The sequence below is a fragment of the Arthrobacter sp. efr-133-TYG-120 genome (assembly GCF_030209785.1).
GTDB lineage: Bacteria > Actinomycetota > Actinomycetes > Actinomycetales > Micrococcaceae > Arthrobacter.
Genome location: NZ_JARVRI010000037.1, coordinates 1 through 14,995, shown reverse-complemented (window position 1 = coordinate 14,995; position 14,995 = coordinate 1). Strand labels below are relative to the sequence as shown.

The following is a 14,995-nucleotide window of genomic DNA, read 5'->3' as shown; positions in this document are numbered from 1 at the left end:
CCGGCACGCTTGCTTGTTGGGCGTCCAGAAACGTTTGTTAATGTTTGTGTCATGACCAAGCCAACATCGAACCTTCTCGTCTCCGGCCCCGCGGGGGATACTGACCCGGACACCGGAACGGACACGCGGGACCGCACATGGTGGCTTTGGCTCGCGGTGCCCGCCGCCTCGGGCGTTGGGCTGGGCCTCGCTTGGTGGCTGTTGGCTCCGGGCGGCCTCAACGTGATCTCGGGAAATCCTGCCCTCGCCGATCCGACGGCTTCGGCGGGGCGGCTCCCGAGGGATTTGGTCCTTGCCGGGCTTCTGCTGCTTTCCGGCTGCTTCACCGCGGTCCTGCTCGACAGCAAGGTCCGGAGGCCGGGGCACGGCCTCCGCACGTTCCTGGCCGTTCTCGGTGGTGCCGTAGGGGCCTTGGTGGCCTGGCAGGTGGGTCTGCTGGCCGCGCAATGGTGGGGCTCCGCCTCGAGTGGAAGTGACGGCTTCTCATTACGGTCGGTGACGGCCCTCTTGCTGTGGCCAGGGGCGACGGCCCTTGTGACATTCCTCCTGACGCTTTTCAGCTTGATGGGAAAGCAGCCGGAGGGACCGCCGCTTGCCCCGTAAAATGATCTGGTGACCAATTTCCCGGAGAATCCTGCCGAAACCGCCGCCCAGTCCCTGGACTTCCACCGCATTGACTTGCGCGGACGGTCCCTGACCTTGGCGGAACTGCGCGCCGTGGTGCCCCGGGCGAAACATCAGACCATGGCGGACGCCGAGCAAAAAGTCCTGGACATCATTGCGGCCGTCCGTTCCCGCGGCTTCGAAGCGCTTGGGGAGTTCGCATTGGCGTTCGACGGCGTGGAACAGTCCCATCCGCGAGTGCCGGCTGCCGCCCTTGCCGAAGCCCTTGAAAACCTGGATCCTTCAGTGCGCGCAGCCCTGGAGGAATCCATCCGCCGTGCCCGGCGTTTTGCGGATGGCCAACGGCCTGCGAACGTCGACGTTGAACTGGGGGACGGCGCCGTCGTCAGCCAGAACTGGGTACCCGTGGGCCGCGTGGGTTTGTATGTTCCCGGCGGCCTGGCCGTCTACCCGTCCTCCGTCATCATGAACGTTGTTCCGGCGCTGGCCGCCGGGGTTGCCTCGATCGCCTTGGCTTCCCCGCCCCAGAAGGACTTCGGAGGCCTGCCCCACCCCACCATCCTGGCAGCTGCCGCTTTGCTCGGCATCGACGAGGTCTATGCCATTGGAGGCGCCCAGGCGATTGTTTCCTTTGCCTACGGCATCCCCGGGGCTGCCGATGATCAGGCGATCGAACCGGTGGACGTTGTGACCGGTCCGGGAAACATTTTCGTGGCCACCGCGAAGCGTCTTGTGAAAGGCGTCGTGGGGATCGACTCCGAGGCCGGCACCACCGAGATCGCCATTTTGGCTGATGCTTCGGCCCGTCCGGCGCTCGTGGCCGCTGACCTCATCAGCCAGGCAGAGCACGACCCCAAGGCGGCGTCTGTCCTGATCACCGACTCCGAGGAACTCGCCTCCGCTGTGCAGCGGGAACTCACGGTGCAGGCAGGAACCACGAAGCATGGCGAGCGGGTCACCACCGCATTGTCGGGACCCCAGTCGGGCGTGGTGCTGGTGGACGATATCGAGCAGGGCATCGCGGTCTGCGATGCCTACGCGGCAGAGCACCTGGAAATCATGACGGCGGACGCAGCAGCGGTCGCCGCAAGGATCCGCAACGCGGGCGCGATTTTCGTGGGGGACTACAGCCCGGTCAGCCTCGGAGACTACTGTGCAGGATCCAACCACGTTTTGCCCACGAGCGGCACCGCAGCCTTCTCTTCCGGACTGAACGTGACAACATTCCTCAGGGCCGTACAGGTGATCAACTACGACAAGGCTGCCTTGGAGCAAGTCAGCAAACACATCGTGAGCCTCTCCGATGCCGAAGACCTGCCCGGCCACGGCGACGCCGTCAAGATTCGTTTCGCGGGGGCCTAAACCACTACATGTATGGGTCACAACCACTACATATAGTAATTACAGTCTTGTCATTAGGCCTTATATAGCCGTAAACTGGTGCCGGAAGTCAAACTTCCGGCACCTTTTGCGTTCCCGGCCGATCCCGCCGCGGGGACAGGTGGCCGGGAACCGAGCAGGGGAGGCCCAGCGTGTATTGTCCGTTCTGCCGAAACCCCGACTCACGTGTTGTGGACAGTCGAATGGCCGACGACGGCTCGGCCATCCGCCGTCGGCGCCAGTGCCCCGAGTGCGGACGCCGTTTCACCACCGTGGAGACCACCAGCCTTTCCGTCATCAAACGCTCGGGCGTGGGGGAACCCTTCAGCCGGATCAAGATCATCAACGGCGTTCGCAAGGCCTGCCAAGGCCGTCCCGTGACCGAGGACGACCTTGCGATGCTGGCCCAGGAAGTCGAAGAAAACATCCGCTCTTCCGGTGCGGCGGAGATCGATGCCCACGAGGTCGGCCTGGCCATCCTTGGACCACTCCAGAAGCTGGACGAAGTCGCCTACTTGCGATTTGCCAGCGTTTACCAGGCCTTCGAATCGCTTGAGGACTTCGAGTCGGCCATTTCGCTGCTCCGCCACGAAGCCGAAACCGCAGCCGCGGATAATGCGGCGAAGGGCGCCAAGGGCAAGAGCTCCGAGAAGAGCCCCATCTAGCTCCGGTGGCGGCAGCGGAGGGGAAGCCGCAGCCGCCACCGGCACCACGTCTACTTGGCGAGCTTGTGGTGGAGGGCGACGTCCAGCGCGGCCCCCACGATTCCGGCGTCGTTCTTCAGTTCCGCCGTGACGATGCGTGTCCGCAGATCCAAGTGCGGGAAGTACTCGTCCGAACGCTTCGAGATACCGCCACCGATGATGAAGAGCTCGGGGGAGAACAGGAACTCGACGTGGGAGAGATAGCGCTGCAGCAGCACGCTGTACTCTTCCCAGCTCAAGCCGTCGCGTTCACGCGCGACGGCGGATGCCTTCGTCTCGGCGTCGTGGCCGTCCACTTCGAGGTGGCCGAGCTCGGCGTTGGGCACCAGGTGCCCGTTGAAGATGAAGGCCGAGCCGATGCCCGTTCCGAGGGTGATCACCAGAACCGTGCCGTCGACGCCTTCGCCTGCGCCGTAGCGGGCTTCAGCGAGACCGGCTGCGTCGGCGTCGTTGATGACCTCGACGGGACGGTCCAGGCGCTTGGTGAGGAGCGAATCAATGTCCGTGTCGAGCCAGGACTTGTCCACGTTGGCGGCAGAGCGGACCACGCCGTGCTGGATGATTCCGGGGAAAGTGACTCCCACGGGCGAACCCTTGGCCGGAGCATCCTCACGGGCCGACAACTCTTCGACGATCTGTGCGATCACTTCGGCGACGGCTTCGGGAGTGGCAGGTTGCGGCGTCGGTATGCGGAGGCGGTCCCCGAGCAGCTTGCCTTTCTTGAGATCGACGATGCCGCCCTTGATGCCGGTGCCACCGACGTCGATGCCGATCAGCGGGCCGTTCTTGTGGATCTTCTCATCCTTCTTGGTCAATGCGTTTCCGTTCATGGCAGGAGGGGTGGGCATGTCGCAGCGCGAACGGCTGCAGGTGACCTTCCGGAGAGCTTAGGGAAGAGTCAGGATTTCGGCGCCGGTCTCGGTGACCAACAGGGTGTGTTCAAATTGTGCGGTCCGCTTGTGGTCCCGGGTGACGACGGTCCATTCATCGGGCCACATGTCCCACTCGATCGTTCCAAGGGTGAGCATGGGTTCAATCGTGAAGACCATTCCGGCTTCGATGATGGTGTTGTAGGCCGGCGCGGCGTCGTAGTGGGGGATGATCAGGCCGGTGTGGAACGCCTCGCCGACGCCGTGGCCCGTGAAGTCACGGACCACGCCGTAGCCGAAGCGTTTCGCGTACGACTGGATGGCACGGCCGATCACGTTGATTTCGCGGCCGGGCGCTACGGCCTTGATGGCCCGGTTGAGCGACTCCTGGGTGCGTTCCACCAGGAGCCGGGACTCGTCGTCGACCTCGCCCACCAGGAAGGTGTAGTTCGTGTCGCCGTGGACGCCGTTGATGTAGGCGGTGATGTCGATGTTCAGGATGTCGCCGTCCCGGACGACGGTGCTGTCCGGGATGCCGTGGCAGATGACCTCGTTGAGCGAGGAGCACAGGGACTTGGGGAAGCCGCGGTAGCCAAGCGTCGAGGGGTAGGCCTGGTGGTCCAGTATGAATTCGTGGCCGATCCGGTCCAACTGGTCGGTTGTGACGCCGGGCTCGATGTGCTTGCCGACCTCGACGATCGCCTGGGCCGCGATTTTGCTGGCGATGCGGATCTTCTCGATGGTTTCCGCAGACTTGACCTCTGAACCGGTGAACTTCGCGGGTCCCGGCTTGCCGACATACTCCGGGCGCGGGATGGACGCCGGAACAGGCAGCTGTGGGCTGACGGTCCCACGGGTCAGCGTGCCGATGGGTGCGGTCAGAGCGGGAGAAGGCATAGATTGATCATATAAGGGACGCACGAGACGCAAGTAACTAAGAAGCTAAATATCGGCCCGTGCGAAGGCACCGGCCCCGCCGGGCTTGCGGCGGGATTCGAAAAGGAGAAACCGTGGCGGAGTTCTGGTACAACGTTCAGACACACCAAATCGAAGAGGACGCGATGTCCGACTGGTCCCAGCTGATCGGTCCCTACAAGACCCGCGAAGAAGCGGAGCACGCCCTCGAAAAGGTCAAGGCCCGCAACGAAGCCTGGGACAAGGACGAGGAGGACTGAAGCTGCTTCCTCCTAGAAGGAGTGTTCCGGGCCGGGGAACTGGCCGGACCTGACGTCGTCGGCGTAGGCCTTCGCCGCGGCGCCCAGGGTGGTGCGAAGATCCGCGTATTGCTTGACGAACTTGGCCATCTTGCCGCCGCGCAGTCCGGCCATGTCCTGCCACACCAGAACCTGTCCAGTGGTCGCGTTGCCTGCGCCGATTCCTATAGTCGGTACGTCGATGGCTGCGTCGACGGCGGCAGCTGTTTCAGCGGGAACCATCTCCATGAGCACACAGAACGCTCCGGCATTTGCGAGGGCAACGGCGTCTTCGACGAGGCGCGCGGCGTCGTCGCCCCGGCCCTGGACGCGGTAGCCGCCCAGCGAGTGTTCGCTCTGGGGCGTGAAGCCGATGTGCGCCATGACGGGAATGCCTGCCTGGACCATGGCCCGCACAGTTCCCGCATAGAACGCGCCACCTTCGATCTTGACGGCGTGCGCCAAACCTTCCTTCAGGAAGCGGACGCCTGTTGCCACTGCCTGCTCCGGCGACACTTCGTAGCTGCCAAAGGGAAGATCGGCCACTACCAAGGCACGCTTGGCGGACCGGGCCACCGCGCGGCACAAGGGGAGGAGCTCGTCGACGGTCACAGGGAGGCTGGTTTCGTTCCCGAAGACGTTGTTGGACGCCGAATCGCCGATCAGCAGGACCTCGATGCCGGCCTGGTCGAAAATTTCCGCCGTGTATTGCTCATAGGCAGTCAACATCGCAAAGCGCTCACCCTTGGCCTTGGCCTGCTGCAGATGATGGGTGCGGATCCTCGCGGCGGGCTTCGGCGTTGAAGCATCCGCTGAAGCCCCGGAACCTGCCGCGGCAGGTCCCGTTCCGTAAGGCGCGGGAATTTCGGCGGGCATGCTGGAATCGGAACTGTTGCTTGGGGCCATGGATAGAGCGTATGCGGTACCGGCCGTCCTAGCCACCGGCGCATGGGGAGCCTCACATTTGTAAACGCTGTGTTACGCGAACCGGGGGTGCAGCCAATCCGGGCCAATGCTTAGTAGAGTGAATGCTGAGTTGTCGTCGGCTTCGAATCCCGAATCCGCGGCATGGACGTTGACCCGGAAATGAGGCCCCATGGACCGCCAGCAAGAGTTCGTTCTGCGAACTATCGAAGAGCGTGATGTGCGCTTCGTACGCTTGTGGTTTACCGACGTCGTCGGTTCCCTGAAATCGGTGGCACTTGCGCCGGCAGAAGTGGAAGGCGCCTTCGAAGAAGGCCTGGGTTTCGACGGTTCGGCCATCGAGGGCCTCGCCAGGGTGTTCGAATCCGACATGCTTGCCCAGCCAGACCCCTCCACGTTCCAGATCCTCCCGTGGCGTGGTGAAACCGAGCAGACCTCCAGGATGTTCTGCGACATCCTGACCCCCGACGGCGAGCCGTCGGCCGCAGACCCCCGGAACGTGCTCAAGCGCACCCTCGCCAAAGCCGCGGACATGGGCTTCACGTGCTACACACATCCCGAGATCGAGTTCTACCTCCTCAAGTCCCAGGACCTCGATGCCAACGGCGTTCCTGTTCCCGTTGACGAGGGCGGCTACTTCGACCACGTGCCCGGCGGCGTGGCACAGGACTTCCGTCGTACGGCCGTCACCATGCTTGAATCCGTGGGCATTTCCGTGGAGTTCAGCCACCATGAGGGCGGACCCGGCCAGAACGAGATCGATCTCCGCTACGCGGACGCCCTCCAGACGGCGGACAACATCATGACCTTCCGCACGGTCATCAAGGAAGTGGCCCTGCAGCAGGGCACCTACGCCACCTTCATGCCCAAGCCGTTCACCGACCACCCGGGTTCAGGCATGCACACCCACTTCTCGCTGTTCGAGGGTGACACCAACGCCTTCTACGAAGCCGGCGCCGAATTCCAGTTGTCCAAGACCGCACGCCAATTCATTGCCGGTATCCTCCGCCACGCGCCGGAATTCACCGCCGTCACCAACCAGTTCGTCAATTCGTACAAGCGTCTCTGGGGCGGCGGCGAAGCGCCGAGCTACCTGAGCTGGGGGCACAACAACCGTTCGGCCCTGGTTCGCGTGCCGCTCTACAAACCGGGCAAGGGCCAGTCCGCACGGATCGAATACCGCGGCATTGACTCCGCCACCAACCCGTATCTCGCCTACGCAGTGTTGCTCGGTGCCGGGCTCAAGGGCATCGAGGAAGGCTACGACCTTCCGGCCGCCGCGGAAGACGACGTTTGGTCGCTGACTTCGGCCGAGCGCAAGGCAATGGGTCACACTCCGCTTCCGGCCAGCCTCCACGACGCCATCCGCGCCATGGAGGATTCGGAACTCGTAGCGGACATCCTCGGCGAACAGGTCTTTGACCACTTCCTGCGCAACAAGCGTGCGGAATGGCAGGACTACCGGCTCCAGGTCACGCCTTACGAGCTCAAGCGCAATCTCGGCATTCTCTAGGCTGTGAGTGTGAGCCTGGCCCGCCGGCTCATCTCGGCCGGTTTCAGCGACCTTGAAAAGGGTGAGCGGTTCCTTGCCGCGCGTGAACTCGACGGCATCGACCAAGACACGATCTTCGCCGGTCTGCACCTCAGCGCCAACCCGGACACCGCGTTGCAGTCGCTGGTCCGTCTGATTGAGAAGCATCCCTCGCTCAGGCAGCTCGCCGGGGAGCACCCGGATCGGAGCGAGCCGCTTTACCGCTTGCTGGGGGCATCCGAAGCCTTGGGGGAGTTCCTGATCAGGCATCCGGAACACCTGGACGTCTTCGATGTCCGCGTCAGCCCGGAGCCCTTGTCCGCCGATGCCAGTGAGCTCCGGACGAAGCTGCTCCGATCGGTCAAGGCAGACCCCAACTCTCCCCGGCCCGTTGCCGCGATGACCGGAGCCAGCGCCTACACGGCTCTCCGGACGGCTTACCGTCGCGGGCTCACCGAACTAGCCATCAAGGACCTCTGCGCCGCCAGTCCGCAGGACTTCATGCCCGCCGTCGGTGCCGAACTGGCCGACCTCGCCGGTGCCGCGATAGAGGCGGCCCTCGCCGTTGCCAGGGCCGAAGCCGCGGCGACTTTCGATCCCGCCGATATTGCCGGCGTCGGGCTGGCCGTCATCGGCATGGGCAAGTGCGGTGCCCGGGAGCTCAACTACATCTCCGACGTCGACGTCATCTACGTGATCGAGGCACCGGACCTGGAGGACGCCGAGGCCGCGACCATCGGCACGGCCTTGGCCGCCGGGATATCCCGTGCCATTTCGTCCACGGGGACCGAACCGGGTCTGTGGGAGGTCGACGCGAACCTGCGGCCCGAGGGGAAATCCGGTCCCCTCGTCAGGACGTTGCCCTCGCACTTGAGCTACTACGCGAAATGGGCTGAAAGCTGGGAGTTCCAGGCGCTCCTCAAGGCCCGGACCATCGCAGGAGACAGGGACCTGGGCTCGCGTTACGAGCAGGCTGTCCAGCCGCTCGTGTGGGCTTCCGCCGGCCGGGAAGGGTTCGTGGAATCGGTGCAGGCGATGCGCCGCAGGGTGACGAACAACATCGCCCCGGCCGAAGAGCAGCGCCAGATCAAACTCGGTCCCGGCGGGCTGCGCGATGTCGAGTTCACGGTCCAGCTCCTGCAACTTGTCCACGGAAAGTCCGATGAAACGCTCCGTTGCCGGGATACGACGTCGGCAATATCCGCGCTGTCCGCGGGCGGCTACATCGGCCGGGTGGACGCCGCTGCCTTCGACGCGGCCTACCGCTATCTGCGGGTACTTGAGCACCGCATCCAGTTGTTCCAGATGCGCCGTACCCACCTCATGCCCACAAGCCAGGAGTCTTTGCGGTTCCTCGCCAAGGCCGTCCTGGGGCCCTTTTCCACAGGCAGGCCGCATCCGGACGCGCTGGTTGAAACCTGGCAGAAGACCAAACGGTCCGTTCGGGAACTGCATGACCGCATCTTCTACCGGCCGCTGCTCAACACGGCCGCGAAGTTGAGTACCGAAGACGCCCGGCTCACTCCGGAAGCCGCCCAAGGGCGGCTTGCGGCACTCGGTTACCGCGACCCGCAAGGCGCCATGCGCCACATCGAGGCCCTCACGGCCGGGGTCAGCCGGCGCGCCGCACTGCAGCGGCAGTTGCTCCCCATCCTTCTCGGCTGGCTCGCCGAAGGTGTGGACCCCGACGCCGGACTGCTCGCCTTCCGCCGTGTCAGCGAAGCACTCGGAACCACCCATTGGTATCTCGGGATGCTCCGGGACTCGCAAGCGGCGGCCGAGCGGCTTTGCCACGTGCTCTCCAACTCACGGCTCATCGCGGATCTCCTGGAGGTTTCCCCGGAATCCGTTGCGTGGCTTGGTTCCGACAAGGAACTCATGCCGCTGAGCTTCGAGGCGCAGTGGCAGGAAATCCAGTCCAAGATGTCGCGCCACGCCGATCCGGAAAACGCGATGCGGCTTATACGGCTCATCAGGCGCCGGGAAATCCTCCGGATCGCCATCGCGGACAGTTCCGGCCTCCTGGAACAGGACGCAGTGGGCACGGCGTTGGCCGATGCCGACCGGGCTGCGGTTCTGGGCGCCTTGCACGTCGCCGAGTCCATCGTGGCTTCCGAGGGGCCCCTCACGACGCACGTGTTGGTAGTCGCCATGGGCAGGCAAGGCGGACGCGAGATCGGCTACGGCTCGGACGCCGACGTCATGTACGTCCACCGTGCCCTCCCCGGGGCGGGTGAATCCGAAGCCCAGCAACAAGCCCTTGCCATTGTGGGACACATTTCCACCTTGTTGACCCAACCCCTCAAACCGGCCATCCTGGCGGAGCGGGTCCTCACCGTCGACGCCGATCTTCGTCCCGAGGGGAAGAACGGGGCCATGGTCCGTTCCCTCGAGTCATACGCGGAGTATTACCGGCGATGGTCCCTCATCTGGGAAGCCCAGGCGCTGTTGCGGGCACAACCCATGGCCGGCAACGACGAATTGGCCGCGGAATTCCTTTGGCTCATCAACCCGATCCGGTACCCCGAATCGCTCGCCGAGACGGATGTGCGCGAGATCCGGCGCGTCAAGGCACGGGTTGAGTCGGAACGGCTTCCGAGAGGCGCCGATCCAGCCAGGCACGTCAAGCTCGGCCGGGGCGGACTGAGCGACGTCGAATGGCTGGTGCAGCTGTTGCAGCTCCAACACGCCGGGAAGCATCCACAACTGCGGACCACGTCAACCCTGCAGGCCCTCGACGCGATCGAGTCGTTGGGCCTGATCGACAAGGGCGACATCGTGTTGCTTCGCGAAGCCTGGCGGCTCGCGAGCCGCATCCGCTCGGCGAATGTGATCTGCACCGGGCGTGCCTCGGATCTCCTCCCTGCTTCCCGAAGGGACCTGGAGGCCGTTGCCAGGTGGTGCGGTTACCCTCCCGGGCAGGCTGCGGTGTTCGAAGAAGACTATCTTCGCCTGAGCCGGCGGACCCGGGCGGTGTTCGAGAAGGACTTCTACGGCCAGTGAGCTCCGGGCCGGGCCGTCCCGCGAAGTACGGAGGCGGCTAAGCTCGAAGGATGCTGGAAACCGTGTGGCTCATTCCCCTGAAGGATCTCGACGACGATGCCCGCGCCATCACGCTCGGCGACGTCGCCGTCATGGAATTGGCCGCGGGGCAGGAAGACTTCGTCGGGGACCCGTTCAAGACGATGCTCATGGGGTTGGAAGACGAAAGCCGCCTGCCGTACGTGATCGAAGCGGCAGGCGCCGCCATCGGAGTATTTACCTTGCAGGCTGGTGCCGCAACCCTGGCAGGATGGGACGACGACGATTCCGCCTGGCTCTTGCGCGGGTTCCTGATCGACCAGAAGCGCCAGGGGAGAGGCCTGGGCTCCCTGTCTGCTGTGGCCGCTGCCCGCGAAGCGCAGAAGCTGACAGCAAGGCTGGGTGGCGGGCAGGCCGGCGTCGTGCTTTCCGTCAACGAACACAATCCTGCCGCCAAGGCTGCCTACGCAAACGCGGGTTTTGTCGAGACCGGCAGGTATTTGGGTGGTTCCGCCGGTCCGCAATGGACCATGTACCGGGGTTTCGGCGACTAGGCGGTACCTAGGACTCGACCAGCGTCACGATTGTTTCCGGGCGCACGCCGTCGAATTTCATCGCCTCGGCGGCAGCTTCGGACTCCAGCGTTCGCTGGAACGTCTCCATGTCCGGGACGTCGACGATCAAACCAACCCGGTTGGTTTTTTCCGGGTCCACGAACGTTCGAACTGTGAAGCCCAGGGGTCCGAAGAGTTCTTCCCGTTTCGGCGAGCTAAGCCAGTGCTCAACGTCATCGACCTCGTGGAAGATCATCAAGGTTGTCATCGTATGCCTCCGCTTTGAGTAGTTGCGTCAGGAGCCGGAAGGGATGAGGACTCTCTCTCAAGCATCCTGATCACGCTGAACGTACCACGGCGTCCACGCCCGCGACAGGGGCGTTGGAATGGCAGAACCGGGCGTGAATGCCGGTTCCGGTAGGCACGCCGGATTGCCCCATGGTTTCGGCTCTGCGGCGCGCCGCGGACACAGACGCTCGCTCACTTATGTGGGTGTTTGGCCGGACGCTCGCTCACCTATGTGGGTGTTTGGCCGGACGCTCCTGCAGACATGACCTCAAGGTGGACGTGTCCCTTTATGTGAGCGGGCGTTCCGGGAAGGATTAGAATAATAAGCATACTTATAGTAAGGTTGCTGAGGTTTGCACAGCGATAAAGGCAATCATCAGAATGTTTACGACTGAAACTGGAGCTACATCATGAATGTCATCCTCGGAATCGTCGCGGTCATCGCGATCCTTTTCTTTATCATTGGCGGCACCGTAAAGGCCCTGGGATTCCTTCTCTGGATCGCCCCGATATTGATCGTCTTGGCGATCATCGTCTTCCTCTTCCGGTTGATTAGCGGGCGCCGGCGGGTGTAGGAAAAATTGGGGGTCCGGCCCCTGCGATCCGGGGTCTTTACCAAAAGAACGGCTGTGTCTTAGCGGGCACAGCCGTTCTTTTTTGTGGGCACGAGTCCGCCGGCGTTAAAGGGAAAGGGCCGCAGTTCACAAAAATGAACTGCGGCCCTTCATTTGCCTCGTGCGGTGTTACTAGACGCCGTAGTAGAGCTCGAACTCGTACGGGTTCGGGCGCAGCGACAGCGGACGGATCTCGTTCTCGTACTTGTACTCAATCCACGTGTCGATCAGGTCCTGGGTGAAGACACCGCCGGCCTGCAGGAACTCGTTGTCCTCGCGCAGGGCCTCGAGTGCTTCCTCAAGGGAGCCCGGAGCCTTGGGGATGTCCTTGGCTTCCTCTGCAGGCAGTTCGTACAGGTCCTTGTCGATCGGAGCCGGGGGCTCGATGCGGTTGCGGATACCGTCGATGCCGGCCATGAGCTGGGCGGAGAACGCCAAGTACGGGTTGGACGCGGCGTCCGGAGCGCGGAACTCGATGCGCTTGGCCTTCGGGTTGGAGCCCGTGATCGGGATGCGGATGCCGGCGGAGCGGTTGCCCTGCGAGTAGACCATGTTGACCGGAGCTTCGAAGCCCTTGACCAGGCGGCGGTAGGAGTTGACCGTCGGGTTGGTGAAGGCGAGCACGGCAGAGGAGTGCTTCAGCAGGCCGCCGATGTACCAGCGTGCAGTGTCGGACAGGCCGGCGTAGCCCTTCTCGTCGTAGAACAGCGGGTCGCCGTTGCTCCAGAGCGACTGGTGGCAGTGCATACCAGAGCCGTTGTCACCGAAAATCGGCTTCGGCATGAAGGTTACGGACTTGCCGTACTCCCACGCGGTGTTCTTGATGACGTACTTGAACTTCTGCAGGTCATCGGCTGCGTGGACCAGCGTGGTGAACTTGTAGTTGATCTCGGCCTGGCCGGCAGCGCCGACTTCGTGGTGCGAGCGCTCGACTTCGAGGCCTGCTTCGTCCAACGCGATGCACATGGCGTCGCGGAGGTCAGCCTGGTGGTCAACCGGGGAAACCGGGAAGTAGCCGCCCTTGAAGGGGGTCTTGTAACCGAGGTTTCCGCCTTCTTCTTCGCGGCTCGTGTTCCAAGGTGCTTCAATCGAGTCGACCTTGTAGAAGGAACCCTGCGGGGAGGATTCGAACTGGACGTTGTCGAAGACGTAGAACTCAGCTTCGGGAGCAAAGAATGCCGTGTCCGCAATGCCAGTGGAGGCCAAGTAGGCTTCTGCCTTTTCGGCAACGCCGCGCGGGTCGCGGTGGTACGGGTCGCCGGTGCGCGGGTTCACGATGGAGAAGTTCAATGCCAGGGTCTTCTCGATGCGGAAGGCGTCGATGAAGGCGGTGGTGACGTCCGGGATGAGCTGCATGTCGGACTCGGCGATGCCCTGGAAACCGCGGATGGAAGATCCGTCAAAGAGCTGGCCGTTGACAAAGAAGTCAGCGTCAACGCTCTTGGCCGGCACATTGAAGTGCTGCTGGACGCCCGGAAGATCGGTGAAGCGGATATCGACGAACTTAACATCTTCGTCTTTGATGAACTTGAGGACTTCGTCCGCAGTCTTGAACATCTATGCTCCTAACGCATAACAGGTAACAGGCCCCTCGGGCCGTCTGGTCCAGCGCAAACCGAAAGCAGGGAAACAAAAAAGTATCCCTGATGCGGCGGCTAGCAACTTCTCCAACCATAGGGAAATGGGATTTCCCCGGAGTGTCAGTATTGTTTCGAGCAGGTTACAGAACTGCCTGCCGTGTAAACGCTACTGGTCTACTGCAGTGCCAGTCTATGTCTTTCGCCTGTGTGTCTGTTTCCTTGTGAAGACAGCCAAGAGCGCACCGGCGCCACCTCCCGCCGTCGGGCGTGCGATGGTGAAGCCGTAAGCTTGAAGTGTGGTTGATCGTAAAGATATTGGTTCATGGCTCACAGGGCCGGACACGTCCGGAATTTCCAAGTACCCGGGAGCGCGGCTCGGCCTCCCTGAATCCGGTCCAGGCTCGATGGCCCGGGCCGGCCGTCGCATCCTGGCAATCTGCATCGACTGGGTCATTGCCCTGGTGATCAGCAACTTTGCCTTCGGCGGCAACCAATGGGCGACACTCGCTGTCTTTGCGGTGGAACAGGTCCTTCTCATCGGCACACTGGGCTACAGCATCGGACACCGGGTTGCGGGCATCCACGTGGTACGGCTCGGAGGAGCGCAGGCAGGACCCTTGGCCGCTTTGGTCAGGACGATCCTCTTGTGCCTGGTGATTCCCGCGGTTGTTTTCGATCCTGACCAGCGTGGCCTCCACGACAGGGCCATGAACACGATCCTCATTCGGATGTAACTTTTTGCGCAGGCAAAAAAGCCGCCCGTTCCTGGAGATTCCAGGAACGGGCGGCTTTTGTCGTGGTTAGCGTCCGCGTGCGGCCTTGCGGTCAGGGCGTGCCTTGTATGGGTCGATGCCCTTCGGGATCGGCAGGCGGTTGCCCAGCGAAGAGATTCGCTTGCTGACAGCGCCGACCTCAACCTTGGTGAGTTCGTTCTTGTATTTGTTCATGGTCTTTGCGATCTGGCTGATGGGCACTTGGCCTTCGCCACGACCGCTTTCGATCACGTGAATGGTGACGTTCGGCAGGATACGGGCGAGCTTCTTGCGCTCGGCGTCAACCAGCGGCTTGACGCGATGCGACGGTCCCTCGCTGACCAGCACGACGCCGGGCCGGCCGATGGCGCGGAAGACGGCGTCCTGCGTACGCGGGTTGACGGCGACCGGCTGGTCTTCCGTGATCCAGCCGCGGCGCAGGGTTCCCAAAGCCGCACCGGAAGCTCCGGGCTGGTTCTCGATCTGCGCGAAGGCGGCACGTTCCGCGCGCCGCGAGAGGATGAAGACAGCTGCCAGCAGGCCCAAGGGGATGCCGATGATCAGGCCGGTGACCCAGTTGTTCAGGAGGAACCCGACGACGAGGCTGACAGCAACGACGCCAAGGAACGCCAACAGCATGAGCCACACGACGATGGGGTCATTGCGGCGGGTCATCTTGAAGACCTCGCCGATCTGCTTCAGCTGGCTCGGCTTCTTGGCCTTGGCTTCCTTGGGCTTGCGGGAAAACAAGCCGCGCTTGGGAGCGTCGGCAGCCGATGTTGTCGAGTTGCTGGAATCAGGGGATTTCGCCATAGTGCCTTAATTCTACGTGATTTATGCCAAAGGACCGGACGCCGGATTTGTCCGGGGTCCGGTCCTTTGACCGTGCTTTAGCCGACGTGCTATGCGTGGTGTGCGAGGAGGGTGCGGGCTTCCTGGCGGGTGGTGCCGGAGTCCTGGA

15 protein-coding genes are annotated in these 14,995 nt (G+C 63.2%); 9 read left to right on the top strand and 6 right to left on the bottom strand.

The features are described from left to right. The first annotated feature begins 51 nt into the window (after positions 1–51). The 3 genes from QRN51_RS19860 (at position 52) to nrdR (ending at position 2,669) form a co-directional block, all read left to right on the top strand. Entirely contained in the window at positions 52–603 is a 552-nt protein-coding gene (locus QRN51_RS19860; protein WP_059389136.1) for a hypothetical protein, read from the top strand. Positions 604–612: 9 nt separating this feature from the next. Then, positions 613–1,986 (top strand): histidinol dehydrogenase, encoded by a 1,374-nt coding sequence (gene hisD, locus QRN51_RS19855; RefSeq protein WP_284991572.1) that lies wholly within the window; start codon positions 613–615, stop codon positions 1,984–1,986. 170 nt (positions 1,987–2,156) lie between these two features. Further along, complete coding sequence (nrdR, locus tag QRN51_RS19850; RefSeq protein WP_084784530.1) at positions 2,157–2,669, top strand: transcriptional regulator NrdR; 513 nt, start codon at positions 2,157–2,159, stop codon at positions 2,667–2,669. Positions 2,670–2,719: 50 nt separating this feature from the next. Here nrdR and ppgK read toward each other — a convergent pair whose 3' ends face one another. Continuing rightward, positions 2,720–3,523 carry a polyphosphate--glucose phosphotransferase gene (ppgK, locus tag QRN51_RS19845; RefSeq protein ID WP_284991624.1) on the bottom strand — a complete coding sequence of 268 codons (804 nt, stop codon included), beginning with the start codon at positions 3,521–3,523 and terminating at the stop codon, positions 2,720–2,722. Positions 3,524–3,595: 72 nt separating this feature from the next. Continuing rightward, positions 3,596–4,474: a type I methionyl aminopeptidase gene (gene map, locus QRN51_RS19840; RefSeq protein WP_059389133.1), complete on the bottom strand. Its 879-nt coding sequence runs from the start codon at positions 4,472–4,474 to the stop codon at positions 3,596–3,598. 113 nt (positions 4,475–4,587) lie between these two features. On the opposite strand from map, the gene QRN51_RS19835 reads away from it, so the two are divergent. Next, the gene (locus QRN51_RS19835; protein WP_113990679.1) at positions 4,588–4,752 is read left to right on the top strand and encodes an SPOR domain-containing protein; all 165 of its coding nucleotides are present in this window, start codon (positions 4,588–4,590) and stop codon (positions 4,750–4,752) included. Between the two features lie 12 nt (positions 4,753–4,764). On the opposite strand, the gene panB is transcribed toward QRN51_RS19835, so the two are convergent. Further along, complete coding sequence (gene panB, locus QRN51_RS19830) at positions 4,765–5,676, bottom strand: 3-methyl-2-oxobutanoate hydroxymethyltransferase (RefSeq protein WP_284991571.1); 912 nt, start codon at positions 5,674–5,676, stop codon at positions 4,765–4,767. Positions 5,677–5,866: 190 nt separating this feature from the next. On the opposite strand from panB, the gene QRN51_RS19825 reads away from it, so the two are divergent. From QRN51_RS19825 to QRN51_RS19815, 3 genes are read left to right on the top strand one after another with little or no spacing between them, the layout of a single operon-like run. After that, positions 5,867–7,207, top strand: a complete 1,341-nt coding sequence (locus tag QRN51_RS19825) for a glutamine synthetase family protein (RefSeq protein ID WP_284751784.1) — start codon at positions 5,867–5,869, stop codon at positions 7,205–7,207. A gap of 9 nt (positions 7,208–7,216) precedes the next feature. Further along, entirely contained in the window at positions 7,217–10,228 is a 3,012-nt protein-coding gene (locus tag QRN51_RS19820; RefSeq protein WP_284991570.1) for a bifunctional [glutamine synthetase] adenylyltransferase/[glutamine synthetase]-adenylyl-L-tyrosine phosphorylase, read from the top strand. 50 nt (positions 10,229–10,278) lie between these two features. Continuing rightward, entirely contained in the window at positions 10,279–10,800 is a 522-nt protein-coding gene (locus QRN51_RS19815; RefSeq protein ID WP_284991569.1) for a GNAT family N-acetyltransferase, read from the top strand. A gap of 7 nt (positions 10,801–10,807) precedes the next feature. Here the strand turns inward: QRN51_RS19815 and QRN51_RS19810 are convergent, their stop codons facing one another. Next, positions 10,808–11,068, bottom strand: coding sequence for a hypothetical protein (locus QRN51_RS19810; RefSeq protein WP_059389129.1), 261 nt, complete (start codon positions 11,066–11,068; stop codon positions 10,808–10,810). 430 nt (positions 11,069–11,498) lie between these two features. Here QRN51_RS19810 and QRN51_RS19805 point away from each other — a divergent pair, with 430 nt between their 5' ends. Then, positions 11,499–11,663, top strand: coding sequence for a DUF2207 domain-containing protein (locus QRN51_RS19805; RefSeq protein ID WP_148667595.1), 165 nt, complete (start codon positions 11,499–11,501; stop codon positions 11,661–11,663). 171 nt (positions 11,664–11,834) lie between these two features. Here the strand turns inward: QRN51_RS19805 and glnA are convergent, their stop codons facing one another. Continuing rightward, on the bottom strand, positions 11,835–13,259 hold the full coding sequence (glnA, locus tag QRN51_RS19800; RefSeq protein ID WP_059389128.1) for a type I glutamate--ammonia ligase: 1,425 nt from the start codon (positions 13,257–13,259) through the stop codon (positions 11,835–11,837). 319 nt (positions 13,260–13,578) lie between these two features. Here glnA and QRN51_RS19795 point away from each other — a divergent pair, with 319 nt between their 5' ends. Beyond that, positions 13,579–14,016 (top strand): RDD family protein, encoded by a 438-nt coding sequence (locus QRN51_RS19795; RefSeq protein ID WP_059389127.1) that lies wholly within the window; start codon positions 13,579–13,581, stop codon positions 14,014–14,016. Positions 14,017–14,082: 66 nt separating this feature from the next. On the opposite strand, the gene QRN51_RS19790 is transcribed toward QRN51_RS19795, so the two are convergent. Continuing rightward, positions 14,083–14,847, bottom strand: coding sequence for a DUF4191 domain-containing protein (locus tag QRN51_RS19790; protein ID WP_284991568.1), 765 nt, complete (start codon positions 14,845–14,847; stop codon positions 14,083–14,085). Between the last annotated feature and the right edge of the window lie 148 nt (positions 14,848–14,995).